This is a genomic window from Streptomyces sp. NPDC087844, assembly GCF_044742785.1.
Classification (GTDB): Bacteria; Actinomycetota; Actinomycetes; order Streptomycetales; family Streptomycetaceae; genus Streptomyces.
Genome location: NZ_JBIUVD010000004.1, coordinates 89,519 through 110,167 on the forward strand (window position 1 = coordinate 89,519; position 20,649 = coordinate 110,167).

Consider the following 20,649-nt stretch of genomic DNA (forward strand, 5'->3'; position numbering starts at 1 on the left):
GAAGCCCTGGGTCCTGCAGCCCGTCCCGCGTTCGAGGACGAGGCCGTTCAGGCCGACAGGGGGTCTGGGGGCGCAGCCCCCGGGGGACGGCGCCTCTCAGTCTCGCGCCAGGCCGAAGCGGGCCAGGAGCCCGCCCGGCTCCGCCGGTTCGTCCGCCGCCGCCACCGCCGCCGCGCCGTCCGTGACCGTCTCGTACACGGACAGGATGTCCGCCCCGACCGTCGACCAGTCGAAGCGCCGCACATGCGCGCTGCCCCGCTCGCGCAGTTCCGCGCGTCGCGCCGGATCGCCGAGGAGCCGTACCGCCGACACGGCCAGCGCGTCCGCGTCCTCGTTGGTGAACAGTTCGCCCGCCGCGCCCTGGTCGAGGACCTGGGCGAACGCGTCGAGGTCGGAGGCGAGCACGGGCGCGCCCGCGGACATGGCCTCGACCAGGATGATGCCGAAGCTCTCGCCGCCGGTGTTGGGCGCGATGTACAGGTCGACGCTGCGCAGGAACCGCGCCTTGTCCTCGTCGCTGACCATGCCGAGGAACTCGACGCGCGAACGCAGCTCCGCCGGAAGCTTCTCGACCGCTTCCTTCTCGTCGCCGCGTCCGGCGACCAGCAGCCGGGTCCGCGGCCGCTCGGCGAGGATCTTCGGCAGCGCCTTCATCAGGACCGGCAGGCCCTTGCGGGGCTCGTCGATACGGCCGACGAAGCCGATCGTCCCGCCCTGCCACTCGGGGTTGGGCTCGGCCTTCGCGAAGTGGTCCACGTCGACGCCGTTCGGGATGACCACGGCGTCGCCGCCCAGGTGCTCGACGAGCGTGCGCCGCGCGTACTCGCTCACCGCGATCCGCGCGCTGATCTTCTCCAGGGCGGGCTGCAGGATCGGGTACGCGGCGATCATCGCGCGGGACCGCGGGTTCGACGTGTGGAAGGTGGCGACGATGGGTCCCTGGGCCGCCCAGCAGGCCAGCAGGCCGAGGGAGGGCGAGGCCGGCTCGTGGATGTGGATCACGTCGAACGTGCCGTCGTGCAGCCAGCGGCGGACCCGGGCGGCGGACAGGAACCCGAAGTTGAGGCGCGCGACCGAGCCGTTGTACGGCACCGGCACGGCGCGGCCCGCCGAGACGACGTACGGCGGGAGCGGTGTCTCGTCGTCGGCGGGCGCGAGGACGGACACATGGTGCCCGAGCGCGATGAGGTGGTCGGCCAGGTCGCGGATGTGGAACTGGACTCCCCCGGGGACGTCCCAGGAGTACGGGCAGACGATGCCGATCCTCATGGCCGCTCCCCCGGCCGGACCTGCTCGTCGTGCCGGACCCCGTTGTTGTGTCCGGCCCGGTCGTGTCCGGCCCCGTTGTGTCCGGCCCGGTCGTGCCCGGCCCCGACGTGTCCGGCCCGGTCGTCCCGTGCTCCGGACGAGGGCTCCTCGCCGGGGCGGGGCTCCAGGTCGGCGAGCCACAGGCGTTGCAGCATGTGCCAGTCCTCCGGATGGTCGGCGATCCCCGTGGCGAAGGCATCGGCCAGCGCCTGCGTCATGACAGACGTCTTCTCGGCCCGCGTACCTGACTCGGGCATCTCGACGGGGGGGTGGATCCGGCCGCGCATCACGGGCGAGTCGTCGTACCACAGCGTCACCGGCAGCAGCAGCGCGCCGGTCTGCTGGGCGAGCAGCGCCGGGCCCGCGGGCATCCGGGTGGTGTCCCCGAAGAAGGAGACCTCGACCCCGGAGGCGGACAGGTCGCGCTCGGCGACCAGACAGACCAGGCCGCCGTCACGCAGCCGCCTGGCCAGCGTGCCGAACGCGGTGCCGCCCGTGTGCGGCAGCACCTCCATGCCGAGGCCTTCGCGGTACGCCACGAACCGGTCGAACAGCTTCTCCGGCTTGAGACGCTCGGCGACCGTCGTGAACGGTGTCCGCAGCGCGGTGGTGGCCCAGGCGCCCGCCAGGTCCCAGTTCCCCAGGTGCGGCAGCGCGACGACGACCCCCCTGCCCGAGGCGAGCGCCTCGCGCAGATGCTCCTGGCCTTCCGGTGCGAAGCCGTTCCTGATGCGCTCCTCGCTCCAGACGGGCAGCCGGAACGACTCCATCCAGTAACGCAGGTACGAGCGCATACCCGCGCGGGAGAGTTCCGACAACTGCTCCGGGGTCGCGTCGGGCCGCACGCGCGCGTAGTTCGCTTCCAGACGCAGTACGCCCTTGCCGCGCCGCTTCCAGGCGATGTCGGCGATGGTCCGGCCGAGGCGCACGGCCACCGGCTCGGGGAGCTTCTTGACGGCTCCCCAGCCCGCGGCGTAGGCGCCGTAGGTCAGCTGATCCCGCAGACCGCTCACGAGGTGGCCTCGCTGTTGTGCGAGGTGTTCTCCGGTGAGCTTGCCGGCGGGGCGGCGACCGCCGCGTCGGCCTCGGCGGCCTCCCGGCGCACCGTGACGACGCGCTGGATCAGCGTGACGACACTGCCCACGGCGACGATCCACAGCGCGATCGGCAGCAGTACGTCGATGCCCGGTACGCCGAAGGTCTTGTGGAAGCCCGCCAGACCGGCCGCGACCAGCGAGATCACCAGGCGTTCGGCGCGCTCGACGAGGCCGTTGACGGCGACGGGCAGGCCGATCGACTCGCCCCGGGCCTTGGTGTACGACACCACCTGACCGCTGGCCAGACAGAAGATCGACACGGCGCACAGGACGTTGTTGTCACCGCCGCCCGCGTACCAGAGCGCGAAGCCGCCGAAGATCGCGCTGTCGGCGACCCGGTCGAGCGTCGAGTCGAGGAAGGCGCCCCAGCGACTGGAGCGGCCCAGCTGGCGTGCCATGTTGCCGTCGACCATGTCCGAGAACACGAAGAGGGTGATGACGATCGTGCCCCAGAAGAGTTCTCCCCGGGGGTAGAAGACCAGCGCTCCCGCGATCACTCCGGCCGTGCCGAGGATGGTGACCGTGTCGGGGCTCACCCCCCGGCGGATGAGAAACGCGGCGAACGGTGTGAGGACACGCGTGAAGAATGCACGCGCGTACTTGTTCAGCATGGCCTTCCCGACGGTCGGTGTGGCCGGGCGGCCCCTGCTGGCCACCGGCTGGCCCATCGTAGCCACGCGTGCGCGTGTGCGACGGTCGGGCACCCGCGCCCCGTGTCACGTCCTGGTGACATCCGGGGCTCGGCGGGGGCCGCGCGATCGCGTCCGTCGTATGGACGCACCGTGACACGAGTGCGAAGCTCGATGGCACCGCGGGCGTCATCGGAGCCGCCATTCGCGGATCCGCCGGCCCGCGCCCACAGTGACCTCACCGTGCACGGGAGGCAATTCCATGGGCGACAAGGCGAACGCACACTCCGGAGCCGCCGGCAGGGCTACGGCGGCCGACCACCCCGCGTCCGTACGGAATGTGGTGCTGGTCGGCCACAGCGGTTCGGGCAAGACGACTCTGGTGGAGGCTCTCGCGCTGACCGCGGGAGCGGTGAACAGGGCGGGCCGTGTGGAGGACGGCGGCACCGTCTCCGACTACGACGAGATCGAGCACCGGCAGCAGCGCTCGGTGCAGCTCTCCCTGGTCCCGGTCGACTGGGACGGATACAAGATCAACGTGCTGGACACTCCGGGTTACGCCGATTTCGTCGGCGAGCTGAGGGCCGGTCTGCGAGCCGCGGACGCGGCCCTTTTCGTCGTCTCGGCCTCGGACGGGGTGGACGGCTCGACGCGCATGCTGTGGGAGGAGTGCGCGGCGGTCGGCATGCCGAGAGCCATCGTGGTGACGCACCTGGAGTCGGCGCGGGCCGACTTCGACGAGATGACCCGGATCTGCGCGGACGCCTTCGGCGCGGACGACCCCGACGCCGTACTGCCGCTGTACCTGCCGTTGCACGGCTCTCAGGGAGGCGACGGGCACGTGCCGGTGACGGGGCTGATCGGGCTGCTCTCGCAGCAACTGTTCGACTACTCGTCCGGGGAGCGCAAGGAGTCCGAGCCCGGTCCCGAGCAGATGCCGCTCATCGAGACGGCCCGCAACCGGCTGATCGAGGGGATCATCTCGGAGAGTGAGGACGAGACCCTCATGGACCGCTATCTCGGCGGTGAGGAGATCGATTTCAGGACACTCGTGCAGGACCTGGAGCGGGCCGTCGCGCGTGGGGTCTTCCATCCGGTGCTGGCCGCCGCGCCCGCCGCCGAGGGAGCCCGGCAGGGGCTGGGCACGGTGGAACTGCTCGAACTGATCACGGGCGGCTTCCCGACGCCGCTGGAGCGCGAGGCCCCGACGGTCACCACCCCGGACGGCCGGGCCCGCCGGGTCAAGGCCTGCGATCCGGACGGGCCGCTGGTCGCGGAGGTCGTGAAGACCGCCTCCGACCCGTACGTCGGCCGGGTCTCGATGGTGCGGGTGTTCTCCGGGACACTGCGCCCCGACGAGACGGTGCACGTGTCCGGGCACGGCCTCGCCGACCGCGGCCACGAGGGCCGTGCCCTCCACGAGGCGGACGAACGCATCGGCGCCCTGTCCGCGCCCTTCGGCAAGCAGCAGCGCGCCCTCAAGCACGCGATCGCGGGCGATCTGGCCTGTGTGGCCAAGCTGAACCGCGCCGAGACCGGTGACACACTTTCGGCCAAGGACGACCCGCTCCTGATGGAGCCCTGGGAGATGCCCGACCCCCTGCTGCCGCTCGCCATCCAGGCGCACAGCAAGGCGGACGAGGACAAGCTCTCGCAGGGCCTGGGCCGGCTGGTCGCCGAGGACCCGACGATGCGCCTGGAACAGAACCAGAACACCCACCAGGTCGTCCTGTGGTGCATGGGCGAGGCCCACGCGGACGTCGCCCTGGAACGGCTGCGCAACCGGTACGGCGTCCAGGTCGACGTCGTACCGCACAAGGTGTCCCTGCGGGAGACGTTCGCCGCCAGGTCCGCGGGGCGCGGCCGTCATGTGAAGCAGTCCGGCGGGCACGGGCAGTACGCGATCTGCGAGATCGAGGTGGAGCCGCTGCCGGGCGGCTCGGGCATCGAGTTCGTCGACAAGGTGGTGGGCGGTGCCGTGCCCCGGCAGTTCATCCCGTCCGTGGAGAAGGGGGTGCGCGCCCAGGCCGCCAGGGGCGTGACCGCGGGCTATCCGCTCATCGACGTGCGGATCACGCTGACCGACGGCAAGGCGCACTCCGTGGATTCGTCGGACGCGGCGTTCCAGACCGCAGGCGCGCTCGCCCTGCGGGAGGCCGCGACCGACGCGCGGATCCATCTCCTGGAGCCGGTCTCCGAGGTGACGGTCCTGGTGGGCGACGAGTACGTGGGGGCCGTGATGAGCGATCTGTCGGGCCGGCGCGGGCGGGTCGTCGGCACCGAGCAGGCGCCGGGCGGCCGGACCCTCGTACGGGCCGAGGTCCCGGAGATCGAGATCGGGCGGTACGCGGTCGATCTGCGCTCCCTCTCGCACGGCACCGCGCGTTTCGACCGCACCTACGCCCGGCACGAGCCCATGCCGCCGCAGTTGACCGACCGGGTCCGCGAACAGGCTCAGGGCGCGCACTAGTTGATTCCCCCTTCGACCGGCGGACGGCTGCGGCCGTCCGCCGACGAATGTCGGTCCCTGGCGATACCCTGAGAACCTGATCAAGACGATGACCTGATCAACAGGTGTGCGAAGCACGGAAGTCGGGAATGCCGCAGCAGCGGGGCAAGGCGGCGATGGGGGCGGTAATGGCGGACGACGCATTCGATTTCAGGCCCGGGGCACAGGTTCCGCTCTCGGGTTCCGCGGGACAGACGGCGGCGACGTTCGCCCTCGCCTCCGCGGCCTACCGTGACAGTCCCGTCGAAGCGATCCTCGACGCCAACAGCGAGTGGCACCAGTCGAAGGTCTCGCCGGGCCGCAAGTGGGCGTCGATCTTCAAGCCGAACCTGGGCGAGGCCTTCGCCCGGGCCGTGCAGGTCCGGATGCTGGGCGGCGGCCGCAGCCCGCTCATCCAGTCCTTCGGCACGGAACCGCAGGTGGTCGTCGAGCACTGCCTGGCGGCGAACCGCATCCGCAAGGAGCGGGACAGCTGGCTCACCGCGGTGATGGCGCTGACCGGCCTGATCTTCCTGCCCGGTCTGTTCATCTGGCTGCTGGTCTTCCAGATCCGCCGCTCGGTCGCCAAGGCCGAGGACAAGCGGGCCGGGGTCCTCGCCACCACGATCCTGATCGGGGTGGGCGGCCTGGCGGTCCTCTTCCTGCTCAAGATGCCGTTCAGCGGCTTCTGGGCCTGGTACGCACGCGCGGCGATCGTCGCGCCCGTCCTCGGCTGGGTCTGGGCGAAGCAGATCTGCGAGCGCACGGCCCACGATCTGCGGGAGCGCTGGAGCAGCCTGCTGGCGGGCGGCGGCATCGGCGCCAAGATTCCCGAGGCGGTGCCCGGCAGCCCCGGCGAGACGTCGGCCGAGCGGCTGCGCCAGGGCCTGGCACGCCTGAGCGCCGAGCAGCAGTCGAACTCGGTCTTCTACGCGGGCCCCAAGGGAATACTGGGGATGGGTACGCGCTGGGGCACCTGGCAGCTCGCCGAGGAGCTGGTGTCGGCCGACTCCACCAAGGAGATCCATCCCTTCCGCAGCTGGGACGTCATCCGGTCGATCCACGACCAGTTGCGGATGCTGGAGCGCGGCCCGCTCAACACGGGTGGTTTCCCGGCGCCTTCGATAAAGCACTGGGTGGTCACACCGATCAACGAGAACGCCGGCTCGGTCTCCCGCCCGGGCGGCACCGACGTGGACGCGTACCAGGTCAAGACGCACAAAATACAGGAAATCTGCAACAAGCAGCAGTTCGGCAGCGGTGACCGCCACTACCTCGGGGTCCAGTGGACCCTCTGGGACGGCCAGTTGATCATCACGATGCTGATCACCGTGACCGTGCTGCACGAGACGCTTCGCATCGAGGTCACCGGTCACGCCCTGGGGCCCGTGCACTCGCTGTTCACCAGCGGGCCCGCCGCCAAGACGAAGACGGTCCCGAAGACCGTCAGGTTCTGGGAGACCAAGACGCAGAAGCTGCCGCTGGTCGACGCCGACGAGGTCGTACGGCTCGCGGTGCGCGCGCCCTTCACCTGGTATCCGCCGATCCTCGACCACCTCGGCGGCAAGCTGACCCTGCCGGAGCCCTTCGGCCTGCGCCACGCCTGGGCGGCCAAGCCCTGGCGGCACCGCTTCATGGCGGACGACGCCCTGCGCGCCGCGACCCCCGTGCTGCGGGTCGTGCACGCGGCGGCGATCAGGGTGCTGAACGACAACGGCGTGGACACGACGAAGTTCGGCAACCGCTCGTCCGCCCTCAGCGGCGCCGTCCAGGAAGCCTCACCGAGGAAGGCGGATCTGTACGACGCGTAGGCGTCTACCCGGGGTGGACCTCCGGGAGGCCGGGCCTCAGACCGACGGCCAGGCCTCCGCGAGCATCTTCCGGGTGTCCGCGAGGAGTTGCGGCAGCACCCGGGTGTGCCCGACCACCGGCATGAAGTTCGTGTCCCCGCCCCAGCGGGGCACGATGTGCTGGTGGAGGTGCGCGGCGATACCGGCCCCCGCAACCGAACCCTGGTTCATCCCGATGTTGAAGCCGTGCGCACCGGACGCGGTCCGCAGCGCCGTCATCGCCTGCTTGGTCAGCTCGCCGAGCTCGGCGGTCTCCGGGACGCTCAGATCGGTGTAGTCCGCGACGTGCCGGTAGGGCACGACCATCAGGTGGCCACCGTTGTACGGGTACAGGTTGAGCACCGCGTAGACCTGCTCGCCGCGCTTGATGACGAGCCCGTCCTCGTCGGATTTCGCCGGAATCGAGCAGAAGGGACAGCCGTCGCCGGCCCCGGGACCGGTCGGCTTGTTCTCGCCCTGGATGTATGCCATCCGGTGGGGCGTCCACAGGCGCTGGAACGCGTCCTGTGTGCCGACTCCGATCTGCTGCTCCGGCTCACTCGTCATGTGGTGAAGCATATGGCTTCGCCCGTTCGCGGCGTGTCGCCGGGTACCGCGCGAGAGGGCCCGCCGCCAAGCTGAGGTGATGGACGACGACACCCGCACGACCCGCTGGGAGCGCCGCACCGAGCTGCCGCTCGTCGTCGCCTCGGTGCTCTTCTTCACCTCGTACGCGGTCCGGGTCCTGGGCCACGGGCTGCCGCGGCCGTGGCCGGGCGCCTGTCTCGCGGTGATGCTGGGAGCCTGGGCGGTGTTCGCCGTCGACTACGCCGTGCGCTGGCGGCTGAGCGGCCAGGGGCCCCGCTTCGTACGGAAGCACTGGCTGGACACGGTCGTCCTGGTGCTGCCCCTGCTGCGCCCGCTGCGCGTGGTGAAGGTCTACGAGGCCGTGCAGCGCCGACGCGGGCGGCCCCGGCTGGCCCTGCACGCCCGCGTGATCACGTACGCGGGTCTGGCCGTGTCCCTCCTCGGCTTCGCGGGCGCGCTCGCCGTGTACCAGCAGGAGCGCACGGCGCCGGGCGCGACGATCCGTACCTTCGGCGACGCGGTGTGGTGGACCTGCGCGACGATGGCGACCGTGGGGTACGGCGATGTGGCTCCCGTTACGGCCGCGGGACGGGTGATCGCGGTGGGGCTCATGGCCTGCGGGCTCGCCCTGCTCGGCGCCGTGACGGGGTCGTTCTCGTCCTGGCTGCTCCAGGTCTTCTCCAGCGAGGAGAACGAGAAGCCCCCGGACGGCTGAGCCGTCCGGGGGCTTCTCGTCGCGCGCCTCGGCGCGCGGGGCCTCAGATCTGCACCCGCTCCTCGACGACCTTCGCGATCTTCGCGATGGCCTCGTCGAGCGGGATGCCGTTCTCCTGGGAGCCGTCGCGGTAACGGAAGGAGACGGCACCGGCGGCCATGTCCTCGTCGCCCGCGATGACCATGAAGGGCACCTTCTGCTTCTGGGCGTTGCGGATCTTCTTCTGCATGCGGTCGGAGGACGAGTCGACCTCTACCCGCAGCCCCTTCTTCTTCGCCTCGGCGGCGAACTTCTGCAGATAGTCGATGTGCGCGTCGCCGATCGGGATGCCGACCGCCTGGACGGGCGCGAGCCACGCCGGGAACGCGCCCGCGTAGTGCTCCAGGAGGACCGCGAAGAAGCGCTCGATCGAGCCGAACAGCGCACGGTGGATCATGACGGGGCGCTGCTTGGTGCCGTCGGGGCCCGTGTACTCCAGGTCGAAGCGCTCCGGCAGGTTGAAGTCGAGCTGCACGGTCGACATCTGCCAGGTCCGGCCGATCGCGTCCTTGCACTGGACGGAGATCTTCGGCCCGTAGAACGCGGCGCCGCCCGGGTCAGGGACGAGCGGGAGGCCCTGCTTCTCGGCCACCTGCCGCAGCGTCTCGGTGGCCTCGTCCCAGGCCTCGTCCGAGCCGACGAACTTCTCCGGGTCCTTGGTGGACAGCTCCAGGTAGAAGTCGGTCAGGCCGTAGTCGCGAAGCAGCCCGAGCACGAAGGTCAGCGTCCGGTCGAGCTCCTCGGCCATCTGCTCGCGGGTGCAGTAGATGTGCGCGTCGTCCTGGGTGAAGCCGCGGGCCCGGGTCAGCCCGTGCACGACACCCGACTTCTCGTACCGGTACACGGTCCCGAACTCGAAGAGTCGCAGCGGCAGTTCGCGGTAGGAACGGCCGCGCGCGTCGAAGATCAGGTTGTGCATCGGACAGTTCATGGGCTTGAGGTAGTAGTCCACGCCCTCGTCGAGCTGCATGGGCGGGTACATGCCGTCGGCGTACCAGTCCAGGTGACCCGAGGTCTCGAAGAGCTTCCCCTTGGTGGCGTGCGGGGTGTAGACGAACTCGTACCCCTCCTCCTCGTGGCGGCGCCGCGAGTAGTCCTCCATGACACGGCGGATGGTGCCGCCCTTGGGGTGGAAGACCGCGAGGCCCGAGCCGATCTGCTCCGGGATGGAGAACAGGTCCAGTTCGTTGCCGAGCTTGCGGTGGTCGCGCTTCTCGGCCTCGGCGAGGAACTCCAGGTGCGCCTTGAGCTCGTCCTTGGTGGGCCAGGCGGTGCCGTAGATGCGCTGGAGCATCGGGTTCTTCTCGCTGCCGCGCCAGTAGGCGGCGGCGTTGCGCATCAGCTTGAACGCCGGGATGTTCCGGGTGGTGGGCAGGTGGGGACCGCGGCAGAGGTCCTTCCAGCACAGGTCGCCGGTCTTGGCGTCGAGGTTGTCGTAGATGGTCAGCTCGCCGGCGCCCACCTCGACGTCCGCGCCGTCGTCGCTCGAAGCGGCGCCCTTGAGGCCGATGAGCTCCAGCTTGTACGGCTCGTCGGCGAGCTCCTCGCGGGCGGCCTCGTCGGTGACCACGCGGCGGGAGAAGCGCTGGCCGCGCTTCTGGATCTCCTGCATCTTCTTCTCGACGGCCTTGAGGTCCTCGGGAGTGAAGGGCCGCGCCACGTCGAAGTCGTAGTAGAAGCCGTCCTTGACCGGCGGGCCGATGCCCAGCTTGGCCTCGGGGAACAGCTCCTGCACGGCCTGAGCCATCACGTGCGCGGTGGAGTGACGCAGGATGTCGAGACCGTCCTTGGAGGAGATCTCGACGCTTTCGACGGTCTCGCCGTCCCGCACCTCGTACGCGAGGTCCTTCAGCTCGCCCGCCACGCGCGCGGCGACGACGGTGCGCTCACCGGCGAAGAGCTCGGCCGCCGTAGTCCCCGTCGTCACCACGCGCTCTTCCCGCTCGGAATCGCGTTGGATGATCACACGGACGTCTGACACCGGACTCTCCTACCTGAAGGGAACGCGCGCGGCGACTCCTGCGCGCGTCTTGGAAGGGATCGTACCGAGCCGGGGGCGCACACCGCGAAACGGTTGTTCCCCACGCCCGTCCGTTTCCGCACCGCGGCCCGCGACCGAGCACGCCCGCCTCGCGCCGGAGGCGGGCCCCTGTCGGGCGCTGCCCCGCGCCGCACACCGGCTTACCGGCTTACCGGCGCGGGGGGCGCGCGTCGGCCCCGGTCGGCACGCCCCGGACCCACCCCCACCTCAGTCCTCGGTGCACGCCTCCTCGAAGGAGTCGAGGTTCTCCTGGAGCGACTTCATCAGGCGGTCGCGTTCCGCCTCGTCCACCTGGACCGGCGTCACCCCGGACGCCCCGGTCAGCCGCCTGAATCCGCCGCGGCTCTCCAGCCGGCCGTGCACCCGCACCGGGAGCCCGACGAGATGGGCCTGCCCGGCGATCCGGTACGACTCCTCGTCGAGGGTCATCCGGACATGCGGCACCTCGGCGCCCGCGATGACCTTCAGCCGTACGGTTCCGTCGCCGCGCGGCCCTGACCTGCGCATCCGCACCACGGCCCCGGTGACGCGCACGGGCACGGACGGCTCCTCGCGCAGATAGCGGGCCCCCGCCTCACGCAGCGCGGGCAGGTCCCCGGGTGAGAACTCAACGGGTTCCGCGGACGCCGCGCACCCCTCGGGGACTCCGGCGGCGGGTGCCCACTCGACAGCGACCCCGGCACCTTCCGTACCCCGCACCAACGCCACGAGCGCCTCTGTGAGCTCATGGCTCACGCCCGCCTCGACTGCCCCGTCGAAGGCGTCCATGCCACCGGTGGCGCGCCGGTAGTCGATCGCCTCGCGGGCCGCGAACAGCGCGTGGTGCAGCCGGGCGGCGAGGGGGCGGCCGGTGGCGACCGGTACGAACGCGGTGAGGCGACGGCCATCCGGGGCGGCTCCGACCAGCACGTTCTCCAGGGAGGCCGCGGCGGGCCCGCGGTGGCGGGCGCCGTGGTAACCGGCCCGCCCGCGGGTGGCGAGGGCGCCCGCGAGGAGGATCCGCCGTGCCGCCGTGCGCATCTGTTCCCCGACCGTCCACGGCGACGTGCCGACCGGGCCCACCGGCACATCGCGCCACCAGTGGATCTCGTCGCTGGGCACGGCGAGGCCGACCAGGACGTCACGGGCGGACGGCGAACCGCTGCGGGACAGCGCGACGAGGGCCTCCCCCAGAAGGTCCTCGCTGTCCGGGAACGCCCGGCTCTCCGGCACGAGCAGACTGGTGCCGGAACCGCCGGGGCCCGGTGGGGTCCAGCGGCCGTACCGGCCGGGTGCTCCGCCGCGGCGCTGCCAGCCGTGCCGGAGCAGCAGCGCCCCCAGCACGGCCGGGTCGACCTCGTCGGGCCGCGGCGGCCGGTCGCACAGCCCCGGCGGCTCGACGGGGTGGGGCCTGACGGGGCGTAGGGGCTCGTCGAAGGGGCGGTGCGTCACGGTATGCCTCCCGTACCGACCCGCGTCATGATCTCGCAGAGCGCCCTGTCGTCGAAGACGCGCGTGGTCGGTATCCGCACGGTGGTCCTGCGCCGGCCGGTGATCCGGTGTCCGGCGAGGTTGATCCAGTAGCAGCAGTGCCGCAGGTCGAGGCTTTCGTGGCCGGCACGCAGCCAGTCGTCCTGTGATCTGGGCACGAGCATCACGACCAGTATCTTGTGCACCGAGACCGGGGTCCGGGCCAGCTTCTCCAGGTGGGCGTTGTCGAGCGTGAAGGAGAAGGCGGGCCCCGGGTTCGGCGGGATCTGGTACGTGCACTTGAGCTGCACCTTGATGGTGACTTCGTCGTCGACCGTGTGCCCGGAGGCGCTGTGGCTGACGTGCCAGTCGATGCCGTTGTCCGGAAAGGGCTGGGACAGGGAGCAGCCCGAGGCGGCCGCCACCGCGTGCAGATAGCCGACCTGCAGTGTCTCCATGCATGCGGTGGTGGCCAGTGAGCCACGATGCGGTGCCGTCCGCCGGGGCAGCAACCCGCCCTGCTCGGGCTGCGCGAGCGCCATGTGCAACAGCCTTCCGAATCCGGTGAATCCCCGCGACGAGTCGCTGAACTGCGAGGACCCGTACCTCTGTTGTCTCCTTCCGGCGTACGGCGCAAACAGCCCGGGTATCACAAAAAGGGCAGGGGACGGCGCGTCAACTGCCGAAGGTGAACGAGGGGTTGTGTGCGTATGACGTGCTGGTACGAAGGGCCTTTGACCGCTTTCGACACGGAGACGACCGGTGTCGACGTGGAAACCGACCGGATCGTGTCGGCGGCCATCGTCGTGCAGGACGCTCCCGGCAGCCGCCCGCGCGTGCGTCGCTGGCTGGTGAATCCGGGGGTGCCGGTGCCCGAGGGCGCCACGGCGGTGCACGGGCTGACGGACGAACACCTGCGGCGCAACGGCCGCTGGCCGTCGCCCGTCATGTACGAGATAGCCAGGGAGCTGGCCGAACAGAGCGCGGCGGGACGCCCGCTCGTGGTGATGAACGCGCCCTTCGATCTGACGCTCCTGGACCGGGAGTTGCGCAGGCACCGGGCATCCTCGCTGGACCACTGGTTCGAGTCCGTGCCGCTGCGCGTCCTCGATCCGCGGGTCCTCGACAAGTATCTGGACCGCTACCGCAAAGGCCGTCGCACGCTCACGGACCTGTGCGCGCACTACGAGGTGGAGCTGCAGGGCGCCCACGAGGCGGCGGCCGACGCGCTGGCCTCCCTGGAGGTCGTACGGGCGATCGGGCGGCGTTTCGCGACCCGTTTGGAGCGGCTCTCGCCGGCCGAACTGCACACGCTGCAGGGCGGCTGGCACGCGGCGCAGGCCCGTGGCCTGCAGGCGTGGTTCGCCGGCAGCGGCTCGGAGGAGCTGGTCGATCCGGCCTGGCCCCTGCGTCCCGAACTGCCGGCGGAGGCCGCCTGAGCGACGCCAGGTGCGGGGCGGAACCACGCCGTGCGCGGGGCCCGGACGCCAGGCATGCAGAAAGCCGGTCCGTCTGTGACGGACCGGCCTTTCCCGGTGGGCGATACTGGGTTCGAACCAGTGACCTCTTCGGTGTGAACGAAGCGCTCTCCCACTGAGCTAATCGCCCGGGAACGCACCGAACAATACAGGTCTCCGTGCGTTTCCTTCAAACCGCTTCGCGGTTCCCCCGAAGGTGTGCGGCCAGCCCCCGCCGCCCCGCCCGCATCATCAGCGCGTGATTGGCGCGGAAGACGGGCCGCCCCGGCACCGCGAACCGTCGCAGCAGCGGCTTGGTCACATGCACCTCCTGGTCGTAGCGGGCGCGGGTGTCCGGCCCGTCGGCGGCGACGGTCCACCGTGCCCAGCCGTCCACGTCACCCGTCATCGCGATCTCCAGGATTCCGGCCGCCCGGTCCCGCCGGACTTCGCCGGCGGTGAACACCAGGTCGTACGGCAGTACCGAGCGGATCCGGATGACACCGCTGACCTCGTCGACGGGCGTCACCTCGCGCACCTGCGGCCACCATCGCGGATAGTGCTCGGCGTCGGCCAGCGCGCCGTAGACGTCGTCGGGCGGGGCGGCGAGGGTCCAGAGGCTGCGGAAACGGTAGTGCGTCCAGTCCATGGGTCTCATGATCCGGGTCTGCCCGCCCACGACAAGCCCATGACGCCCAGGGACTGAACATGACACCGCCCAAGGACTGCCCAGCACACCGGCGATGGACTGCCCATGGACTGCCCATGACGGAACTGAGTACGCCCTGAGTATGTGCGCTCATGCCGTGGGGCGTGACCCGGACCACACTCCCAGGCATGACGAACATTCCGCCGCCGGCCGAGGAGTTGCGGATCCTCGACCACGAGCTGTGGCGACTGGACGCCCGCAGGGCCCAGTTGCTGGCCCGCCGGATCTGGCTGCTCGACGTGCTCCGGTCGGCCGGGCCCCAGGCGGCCCCGGCCCATGTCCCGGCCACCTGGCCGCCGCGCGGGCCCCGGCCCCGCCGCCCGGAGGCCACGGCCCCCGGTGTGCAGAACGTGCTGCTCGTGCTCGGCGGTGTCCTGCTGACCATCGCGGCCATCGCGTTCACGCTGGTGAGCTGGGGCGACATGGGCATCGTCGGGCGGGCGGCGGTCCTCGGCGCGGTCACCACGGCCGCGATCGCCGCACCGGTGCCGCTGCTGAAGCGCGGGCTCCGCTCGACGGCGGAATCGGTGGCGGGCCTGGGCCTGGCGCTGACGGTGCTCGACGCCTACGCCCTGCACGAGGTCGCCCTCTCCGCGGTGGACGGCACCGGCTACGCGGCAGCGGCGGCGGCGCTCCTGGCCGCGCTGTGGACGGTGTACGGCCGTATTCTCGGCGACCTGCGGCTGCCGCTCCCGGCAGCCGTGGCAGCGGCCCAACTCCCCCTGCTGCTCTGGGCGGTGGCGGCCGGCGCGGGTGACCACACGATCACGGCGGCACTCCTGGTGACGGCCGCGTCGGACACGGCACTGGCTCTTTCCACCCCGGTGCGCTCCCTCCCGGTGCGCTCCTCCCTCCGGTCCGTACGAGTGGTCGCCACCGTCGGCGCGTACGGGACGGGCGCCTTCGGTGTCCTGGCGGCCGGCCTCCTCACGTGGGACGCCCACGGTCCGAGCGCCGCCGCCCGTGCGGCGGCGCTCCTCGCCCTCGCCGCGGCGATCGCGCTCGGGGCCGCGTGGCGTGCCCCCGACATGCGGGCCGCTCTCGGTCCGGCGTCGGTCGGCGGTCTGCTCGCCGTCGCCGCGGCGGGCGGCGTGCTGCGCTCGGTCCTGCCCGGTGTGTGGACGGTCCCGGCCTGCCTGGCCTGCGCGATCGCACTGCTGTCGGTACGCGGCTCCTGGCTGCCCGGGGCCGTACGCCGTGGTCTGTTCCGGTCCTCCACGACGGTGCAGGCACTCGCCTTGGTCTGGACCCTGCCCCTCGTCACCCTGGCCCTTCTCGGGCCGGCCGGCTGGGCCGTACACGTGTGGTCCGGTACGCCCTCGGACGCCCGCGACGCGGTGACGGTCTCCGCGCCGTGGACGTCCGGCACGGAGAGCGCTCCGCTCGTGCTGGCGGCGGTGGCGGCGGTGCTGGCCCTGTCGTTCCGCAGCAGCCGGCTGCGCCCCCTCGCCCTGAGCGGGGCACTGCTCCTGGCCTGGTGCGCCGCCCTCGCCCTACCCGCCATCGCGGAACTCCCCTACCCGGCAGCCCTGTCGGCGCACGGCGCGACCACGGTGGCCGTGCTGACGGCAGCGGCGTACACGTCCGCCACCGGCGACCGCCCTCCGCCCGAAGGCCGACGCGCATCTCCGCTCCCGACCACCGCGCTCTGCCTCGCACTTCTCGGCTCACTGCACCTCGTGGCCCTCTCCCTGGCCTCCGAGACCGCCACGCTCGCCGTGCTCGCAGGCCTGACCGCGGTGTTCGCGTCGGCCGCCGTCCTGCGGAGGCACACGCGCCTCAGGGCCGTCACGACCACCGCCTCCCTCGCGTACGCCACGGCGCTCGCCTGTGCCACCGGCGCGTCCCTCGACTGGCGGCCGCAGCACATCGCGCTGCTCGTCCTGGTGGTGCCGGCCGTTGCCGCGGTGCTGGCGCCCCGGCTCGGCGATCGCACGACGACGGTGTCCGTCGAGATCACGGGAGCCGTCGCGGGACTGCTGGCGATCGGCCTGTCGACCGCCGAACCGCCCACCCTCGCCCTGGTCCTGGCCCTGTGCGGCGTGATCACCGCGGGCACGGCCGTACGCGCGGACCGCAGGCGGGTGGGCCATGCGGCGGCCGCGCTGTTCGTGCTGGCCGCCTGGGTCCGGCTGGCCGCTTGGGAGGTCGGTTCCCCGGAGGCGTACACACTGCCGGTGACCGTGCCCGCGCTGCTTCTCGGGTACGCCCGCAGGAGCCGTGACGCGGAGGCCTCGTCCTGGACGGCGTACGGACCCGGCCTCTCGGTGACGCTGCTGCCGAGCCTCCTGGCCGTATGGGGCGACGCGAACTGGCTGCGCCCCCTCCTGCTGGGCGCCGCGGCGCTCGCCGTCACCCTCATCGGCGTCCGGCACCGCCTCCGGGCACCGCTCGTCCTCGGCGGCGGCACCCTGGTCCTGGTCGCACTCCACGAACTGGCCCCGTACCTGGCGCAAGCCATGGGCGCGGTCCCCCGCTGGGCACCCCCCGCCCTGGCCGGCCTCCTGCTCCTGACCGTGGGCGCCACCTACGAACAACGCCTGCGGGACGCCCGCCGGGTCAGGGATGTGCTGGGCAGGATGCGCTGACACGGACCCACGGCGGCGGCCCGCCCGATGACGGGCCGCCCCACGGGGAGCCGCCCCCCGAGGAGTCGCCCCGCCAGGGGCGCTCCCGAGGGGCGCGGGGAACTGCGCGCCCAGCCACAGCGCACCCGCACGTACCCCACACCCCCAACGGCAGCAGCAGCGGCAGCGGCAGCGGCAGCGGCGAGCGTCACGGCATCTTGTCGCCGATCAACGCCGAGTTCTGGATAGCCGCCAACCCGTACAACGCCGTCGTGTTCGTGGACACCCACGGCGCCTCACTACCTCCGACCAGCCCCACCGGCCCCGCCACCTTCTTCGTGGACCAGTCGGTCGACTCCTTGTAGTCCCATGTGTCGGCACTGTTGTAGAACTGCCGCCAGGCCCGCGCGGCCAGCGCGTCGTCCCCCAGCTCGACAGCGGCGTAGGCGTCCTGCCGCGAGTGCCCCTGGAACAGCAGCAACGACCCGAAGTTGGACCCGTAACGAGCGGCCTGCTCGGCCTTGGTCGCGTTGAAGTACCGGCAGTAGTCGAGCCACGCCTCCTTGAACTCCGGCATGTCGATCTGGTCGATCAGCTCGGCGTTCAACTCGACGAGCCCGAACATCGCGGACAGGTGCGAGACCCCCACCACAGCCGAGTCCGCGACAGCGAACTTCCCGGTGTCCAGGTCGTACAGCGCGCTGCCCTGGACGAACCCGTTCGGCTGCGCGGCGATGGTCTCCATCGTGGACAGCACCCGCGCCTTCGCCTTCTCCCACTTCGGCCCGCGCCGCTCCCACTCGGTGAGCCAGGCCGACACGAGCCCGCTCCAGTCGGTGCCGAAGCCGATCGAGAGGGCGTTGCGGTCCGGCTCGTAGGGCTCGGTGCGGATCTTGCGGATCGGGTCGAGGACGAGGAACGTCTCGTCGGAGTCGACGTTGGCGTGCATGAGGTCGCCGACGCGTTCGTCGCCGGTGAGGAAGTAGTAGTAGCGCCGGTAGGTGGTGTTGGCGATGCGCTGCTGCTTGGCGCTGTCGGCGTAGTGCTGGACGCCGTGCCGGGTGCCGAGACCGGCCCACTTGCCCAGGTGGTACACGTCGACCTCGCCGGTGTGCCGGGTCATGGCCTCCGCGAACCGGAAGATGTCGGCGCGCCCGGAGCGCATGTAGGCGAACCAGAGCCACAGGTCGGGCGAGAGCTCGGAGTTGTCCCAGGCGTAGCCGCCGACGTCGTAGCACCACTGGTGACGGCTCGGGTCGTACGTGTGCATGATGTCGCCGTAGTCCCAGAACCCGTACCACCTGCGCATCTCCACCTGGTCCTGGTAATAGGTGAAGAGGAAGTCGAGATGGTCCTCGATCTTCGCCTTGGCGGCGGTGGAGCGGTCCGGCTCGGCGAACAGCCTGCCGAAGACACCGGCCTTGATCAGCTGCTCGGGCGGGGCGGCGAGCTGCGCCGGCGTGCGTACGGCGGCCACCTGCTTCGCCATCGCCTCGGCGCTCGGTGTCGACTCGTGGGCCCAGAAGAGGAGTTCGCTGGTGCGCGCGATGCCGTAGGGGGTGCCGAAGCCGGGCTCGTAGTCCTCGTAGGTGATGTTGAGGCCTTCGAGCTGTTCGGGATAGGTGTCCTGGCCCATGCCGTCGTGGTAGAAGCGCAGGTCCATGGGTTGTGACTCGGGCGACCAGAGCCACAGGGTGACCTCGGCCTCGTCGGTCTGGGCGTCGCGGATGTCGAGCTGGGCGGGGAACTTCTCCCAGAAGTCCCGCAGCCCGAAGGAGAGTCCACCGCTCGCACCACCCACGTACCCGAAGCCGCTGGCCCGCCGGCCACCGCCCGCGGAGATCCAGCCATGCCCCTTCTTGGTGCGCTTGCGCACGCCGAAACCGTCCGCCGACAGCTGCGAGAGGGTGTAGTCGCCCCACTCGGGGATGTACTGCAGCCGGGTGGTCACCCGCTGGTCCCAGGTCGACGGATCGGGCAGTCTCTGCCCCTCGAACTGGGCCGTCCGCACAGCCGCTCCCGGGTCCCGGCGCAGCCCGGTGATGCCCTTGACCGCCTCGCGCAGCAGCCCGGTCCCCTCACCGCCGATACGGATGTGCCGGTCGTACGCGGCGTCGCGCATCGGCACCTTGAAGCGCACGCCGATGCCGCGGATGAAGTCGCCGCTCGCCTTCCCGGGCTCCTGGGTGCCGTCGAAGGTGATCGTGTGCACCATGCGGAACGACTCGCCGCCCGCGTAGAAGTAGAGCCGGACCGAGAAGGGCAGCCAGCTCCGGCTGCCCTTGCGGTGCTTGCCGTCGATACGGACCACGGCGCGGACCGGGCCGTCCTGCTCGACCTCGGTCCGTGAGATGACGCTCTCGAACCGCTCGTACTTCTCGGCGCCCTGGTCGCCGTCCTCGATCTCCGGCTGGCGCAGCACCACGAGGCGGCCGTCCTTGGCGATCTCCGTCGAGCCGCGGGTGACGGACTTGACGAGGGTGGAGCCGCTCCTGCCGATCCTCGCGGTGATGACCCCGGTCGAGACGGTGAGGGCGCCGCCGCTCCTGTCGACCGTGACCTTCTTCTCCGGGGCGGCGGGCGACCCCGCGTCGAGGGTGAGTTCTCCGCTGCCCGCCCCCGGTCCGACCGCGTGCGCGGTCCACTTCAGGGAGCCGTCGGGCCAGTAGCCGATCGGCCAGGACTGGACGGGCACGGCCTTGCCGTCGGCGGCGGTCAGCGCGAACGCCTGGTCCTTGTCGTACGCGCCCTTCGGCCAGGGCACGCCCACGGTCGAACCGGGCGCCTCGCCGAGGCCGCCGTCCTCCAGCCAGTCCAGGGTCACCGGATCCGCGTCGGCGGCCTCGGCTCTCGGGGCGGTCTGCGCGGCCTGCGCATCCTGCGCGCCCAGGGCCCAGCTGAACTGGGCGGCGGCTCCGGCGACGGTGGCCGCCTTGAGGAGGGACCTGCGGGGGATGGGGGACATGGCCTTTCCTTTCCTTGCAAGGAGGTCAGGTGCATGACAGAGAGAGGTACGGCACCGAGGCGCCGACCTCGTGCGGAGCGGTGCGGAGCGGTGCGGAGCGGTGCGGACTGTCGAGGTCAGGGCAGTCGAAGCCACCGGAACGGGCGGTCAGCGGCGCCGGCCGCGTTCCTCCACGGCGAGGGCCGCCGCCGCGACGGCCCCCAGGACGGGAATCGCCAGCGGCGGCACGAACCAGCCGGAGAGGGCCACGACAGCCAGTCCGCCGACGAGCAGGAAGGACCCGGCGGGGTCCAGGACCGTACGGCGTCCGGCGGCGCCGAGCAGTTCCCGCCACCGTGCGCCGGGCTCCCAGACGGCCGCCGCGCGCAACCCGGCGACGGCCAGCCCGATCAGCGCGAGCAGCCCCACGGCCCCGACGAACGGGCCGCCGGGGATCCCCGCGCGCACGGCCTGCACATCCACCCACACCACGAGCGCGGCGGCCCATCCTGCGAGCCCGGCGATCCACCCGCCGCGCACGGCCGTGCGGAAGTCCACGGCGAACTCCCGCCAGCCGCCCGCCTCGTGTGCCGTACGCCGTCGCAGATGCCGGGACCCGGCGGCGAACGCGGCGGGGTAGGTGACCACGGGCAGCGAGGCCACCGCGATCCACACCCCGGTGAGCAGACACTCGGCGAAGAGCGCGAACCGCTCGGCGAAGGCGGACTCCTGCCGGGTACCGGCGGCCGTACGGGCTTTCACCCGGGCTTTGGTGCGCGTCTGGGTCAT

Annotated in this window: 15 protein-coding genes and 1 tRNA gene; 5 read left to right on the forward strand and 11 right to left on the reverse strand. The window is 71.6% G+C overall.

The genetic code is table 11. The features are described 5' to 3' along the window. Positions 1-96: 96 nt before the first annotated feature. From ACIOKD_RS10260 to pgsA, 3 genes are read right to left on the reverse strand one after another with little or no spacing between them, the layout of a single operon-like run. Positions 97-1,269, reverse strand: coding sequence for a glycosyltransferase family 4 protein (locus ACIOKD_RS10260; RefSeq protein ID WP_402080896.1), 1,173 nt, complete (start codon positions 1,267-1,269; stop codon positions 97-99). Then, the gene (locus ACIOKD_RS10265; RefSeq protein WP_402080899.1) at positions 1,266-2,321 is read right to left on the reverse strand and encodes a phosphatidylinositol mannoside acyltransferase; all 1,056 of its coding nucleotides are present in this window, start codon (positions 2,319-2,321) and stop codon (positions 1,266-1,268) included. Before ACIOKD_RS10265 ends, ACIOKD_RS10260 begins: the two co-directional genes overlap by 4 nt. Beyond that, entirely contained in the window at positions 2,318-3,073 is a 756-nt protein-coding gene (gene pgsA, locus ACIOKD_RS10270; protein ID WP_402081700.1) for a phosphatidylinositol phosphate synthase, read from the reverse strand. The genes ACIOKD_RS10265 and pgsA overlap by 4 nt, the downstream gene beginning before the upstream one ends. Before the next feature lie 223 nt (positions 3,074-3,296). Between pgsA and ACIOKD_RS10275 the strand changes: the two genes are divergently transcribed. Continuing rightward, positions 3,297-5,504, forward strand: a complete 2,208-nt coding sequence (locus ACIOKD_RS10275) for an elongation factor G-like protein EF-G2 (protein ID WP_402080902.1) — start codon at positions 3,297-3,299, stop codon at positions 5,502-5,504. 167 nt (positions 5,505-5,671) lie between these two features. Further along, positions 5,672-7,333: a hypothetical protein gene (locus tag ACIOKD_RS10280; RefSeq protein WP_402080905.1), complete on the forward strand. Its 1,662-nt coding sequence runs from the start codon at positions 5,672-5,674 to the stop codon at positions 7,331-7,333. A 36-nt stretch (positions 7,334-7,369) separates the two neighbouring features. On the opposite strand, the gene ACIOKD_RS10285 is transcribed toward ACIOKD_RS10280, so the two are convergent. After that, positions 7,370-7,930, reverse strand: a complete 561-nt coding sequence (locus ACIOKD_RS10285; protein ID WP_402080908.1) for an HIT family protein — start codon at positions 7,928-7,930, stop codon at positions 7,370-7,372. A 67-nt stretch (positions 7,931-7,997) separates the two neighbouring features. On the opposite strand from ACIOKD_RS10285, the gene ACIOKD_RS10290 reads away from it, so the two are divergent. Then, on the forward strand, positions 7,998-8,654 hold the full coding sequence (locus tag ACIOKD_RS10290; protein WP_402080911.1) for a potassium channel family protein: 657 nt from the start codon (positions 7,998-8,000) through the stop codon (positions 8,652-8,654). A gap of 43 nt (positions 8,655-8,697) precedes the next feature. Here the strand turns inward: ACIOKD_RS10290 and thrS are convergent, their stop codons facing one another. From thrS to ACIOKD_RS10305, 3 genes are all read right to left on the reverse strand, one after another. Then, a complete protein-coding gene (gene thrS / locus ACIOKD_RS10295; RefSeq protein WP_402080914.1) occupies positions 8,698-10,674 on the reverse strand; it encodes a threonine--tRNA ligase in 1,977 nt (658 codons plus the stop codon). Positions 10,675-10,941: 267 nt separating this feature from the next. Then, positions 10,942-12,165 carry a hypothetical protein gene (locus ACIOKD_RS10300; RefSeq protein ID WP_402080916.1) on the reverse strand — a complete coding sequence of 408 codons (1,224 nt, stop codon included), beginning with the start codon at positions 12,163-12,165 and terminating at the stop codon, positions 10,942-10,944. Continuing rightward, the gene (locus ACIOKD_RS10305; RefSeq protein ID WP_402080919.1) at positions 12,162-12,725 is read right to left on the reverse strand and encodes a DUF4365 domain-containing protein; all 564 of its coding nucleotides are present in this window, start codon (positions 12,723-12,725) and stop codon (positions 12,162-12,164) included. The genes ACIOKD_RS10300 and ACIOKD_RS10305 overlap by 4 nt, the downstream gene beginning before the upstream one ends. A 168-nt stretch (positions 12,726-12,893) precedes the next feature. Between ACIOKD_RS10305 and ACIOKD_RS10310 the strand changes: the two genes are divergently transcribed. Next, the gene (locus ACIOKD_RS10310) at positions 12,894-13,622 is read left to right on the forward strand and encodes a 3'-5' exonuclease (protein WP_402080922.1); all 729 of its coding nucleotides are present in this window, start codon (positions 12,894-12,896) and stop codon (positions 13,620-13,622) included. Between the two features lie 97 nt (positions 13,623-13,719). Here ACIOKD_RS10310 and ACIOKD_RS10315 read toward each other — a convergent pair. Then, a tRNA-Val gene (locus tag ACIOKD_RS10315) sits at positions 13,720-13,791 on the reverse strand. A gap of 39 nt (positions 13,792-13,830) precedes the next feature. Further along, positions 13,831-14,289, reverse strand: coding sequence for an SRPBCC family protein (locus ACIOKD_RS10320; RefSeq protein WP_402080925.1), 459 nt, complete (start codon positions 14,287-14,289; stop codon positions 13,831-13,833). Positions 14,290-14,441: 152 nt separating this feature from the next. Here ACIOKD_RS10320 and ACIOKD_RS10325 point away from each other — a divergent pair, with 152 nt between their 5' ends. Further along, positions 14,442-16,937: an SCO7613 C-terminal domain-containing membrane protein gene (locus tag ACIOKD_RS10325; RefSeq protein WP_402080927.1), complete on the forward strand. Its 2,496-nt coding sequence runs from the start codon at positions 14,442-14,444 to the stop codon at positions 16,935-16,937. A gap of 187 nt (positions 16,938-17,124) precedes the next feature. On the opposite strand, the gene ACIOKD_RS10330 is transcribed toward ACIOKD_RS10325, so the two are convergent. Beyond that, positions 17,125-19,881, reverse strand: a complete 2,757-nt coding sequence (locus ACIOKD_RS10330) for a Tat pathway signal sequence domain protein (protein ID WP_402080930.1) — start codon at positions 19,879-19,881, stop codon at positions 17,125-17,127. A 147-nt stretch (positions 19,882-20,028) separates the two neighbouring features. Beyond that, entirely contained in the window at positions 20,029-20,649 is a 621-nt protein-coding gene (locus ACIOKD_RS10335; RefSeq protein WP_402080933.1) for a hypothetical protein, read from the reverse strand.

Bases quoted from the DNA above. Each gene is read 5' to 3' on its own strand.
- ACIOKD_RS10310 (WP_402080922.1), top strand. From the start codon at position 12,894: ATGACGTGCTGGTACGAAGGGCCTTTGACCGCTTTCGACACGGAGACG.
- ACIOKD_RS10320 (WP_402080925.1), bottom strand. From the start codon at position 14,289: ATGGACTGGACGCACTACCGTTTCCGCAGCCTCTGGACCCTCGCCGCC.
- ACIOKD_RS10285 (WP_402080908.1), bottom strand. From the start codon at position 7,930: ATGCTTCACCACATGACGAGTGAGCCGGAGCAGCAGATCGGAGTCGGC.
- ACIOKD_RS10325 (WP_402080927.1), top strand. From the start codon at position 14,442: ATGCCGTGGGGCGTGACCCGGACCACACTCCCAGGCATGACGAACATT.
- ACIOKD_RS10275 (WP_402080902.1), top strand. From the start codon at position 3,297: ATGGGCGACAAGGCGAACGCACACTCCGGAGCCGCCGGCAGGGCTACG.
- ACIOKD_RS10290 (WP_402080911.1), top strand. From the start codon at position 7,998: ATGGACGACGACACCCGCACGACCCGCTGGGAGCGCCGCACCGAGCTG.
- ACIOKD_RS10305 (WP_402080919.1), bottom strand. From the start codon at position 12,725: ATGGCGCTCGCGCAGCCCGAGCAGGGCGGGTTGCTGCCCCGGCGGACG.
- ACIOKD_RS10260 (WP_402080896.1), bottom strand. From the start codon at position 1,269: ATGAGGATCGGCATCGTCTGCCCGTACTCCTGGGACGTCCCCGGGGGA.
- ACIOKD_RS10335 (WP_402080933.1), bottom strand. From the start codon at position 20,649: ATGACCCAGACGCGCACCAAAGCCCGGGTGAAAGCCCGTACGGCCGCC.
- ACIOKD_RS10280 (WP_402080905.1), top strand. From the start codon at position 5,672: ATGGCGGACGACGCATTCGATTTCAGGCCCGGGGCACAGGTTCCGCTC.
- pgsA (WP_402081700.1), bottom strand. From the start codon at position 3,073: ATGGGCCAGCCGGTGGCCAGCAGGGGCCGCCCGGCCACACCGACCGTC.
- ACIOKD_RS10330 (WP_402080930.1), bottom strand. From the start codon at position 19,881: ATGTCCCCCATCCCCCGCAGGTCCCTCCTCAAGGCGGCCACCGTCGCC.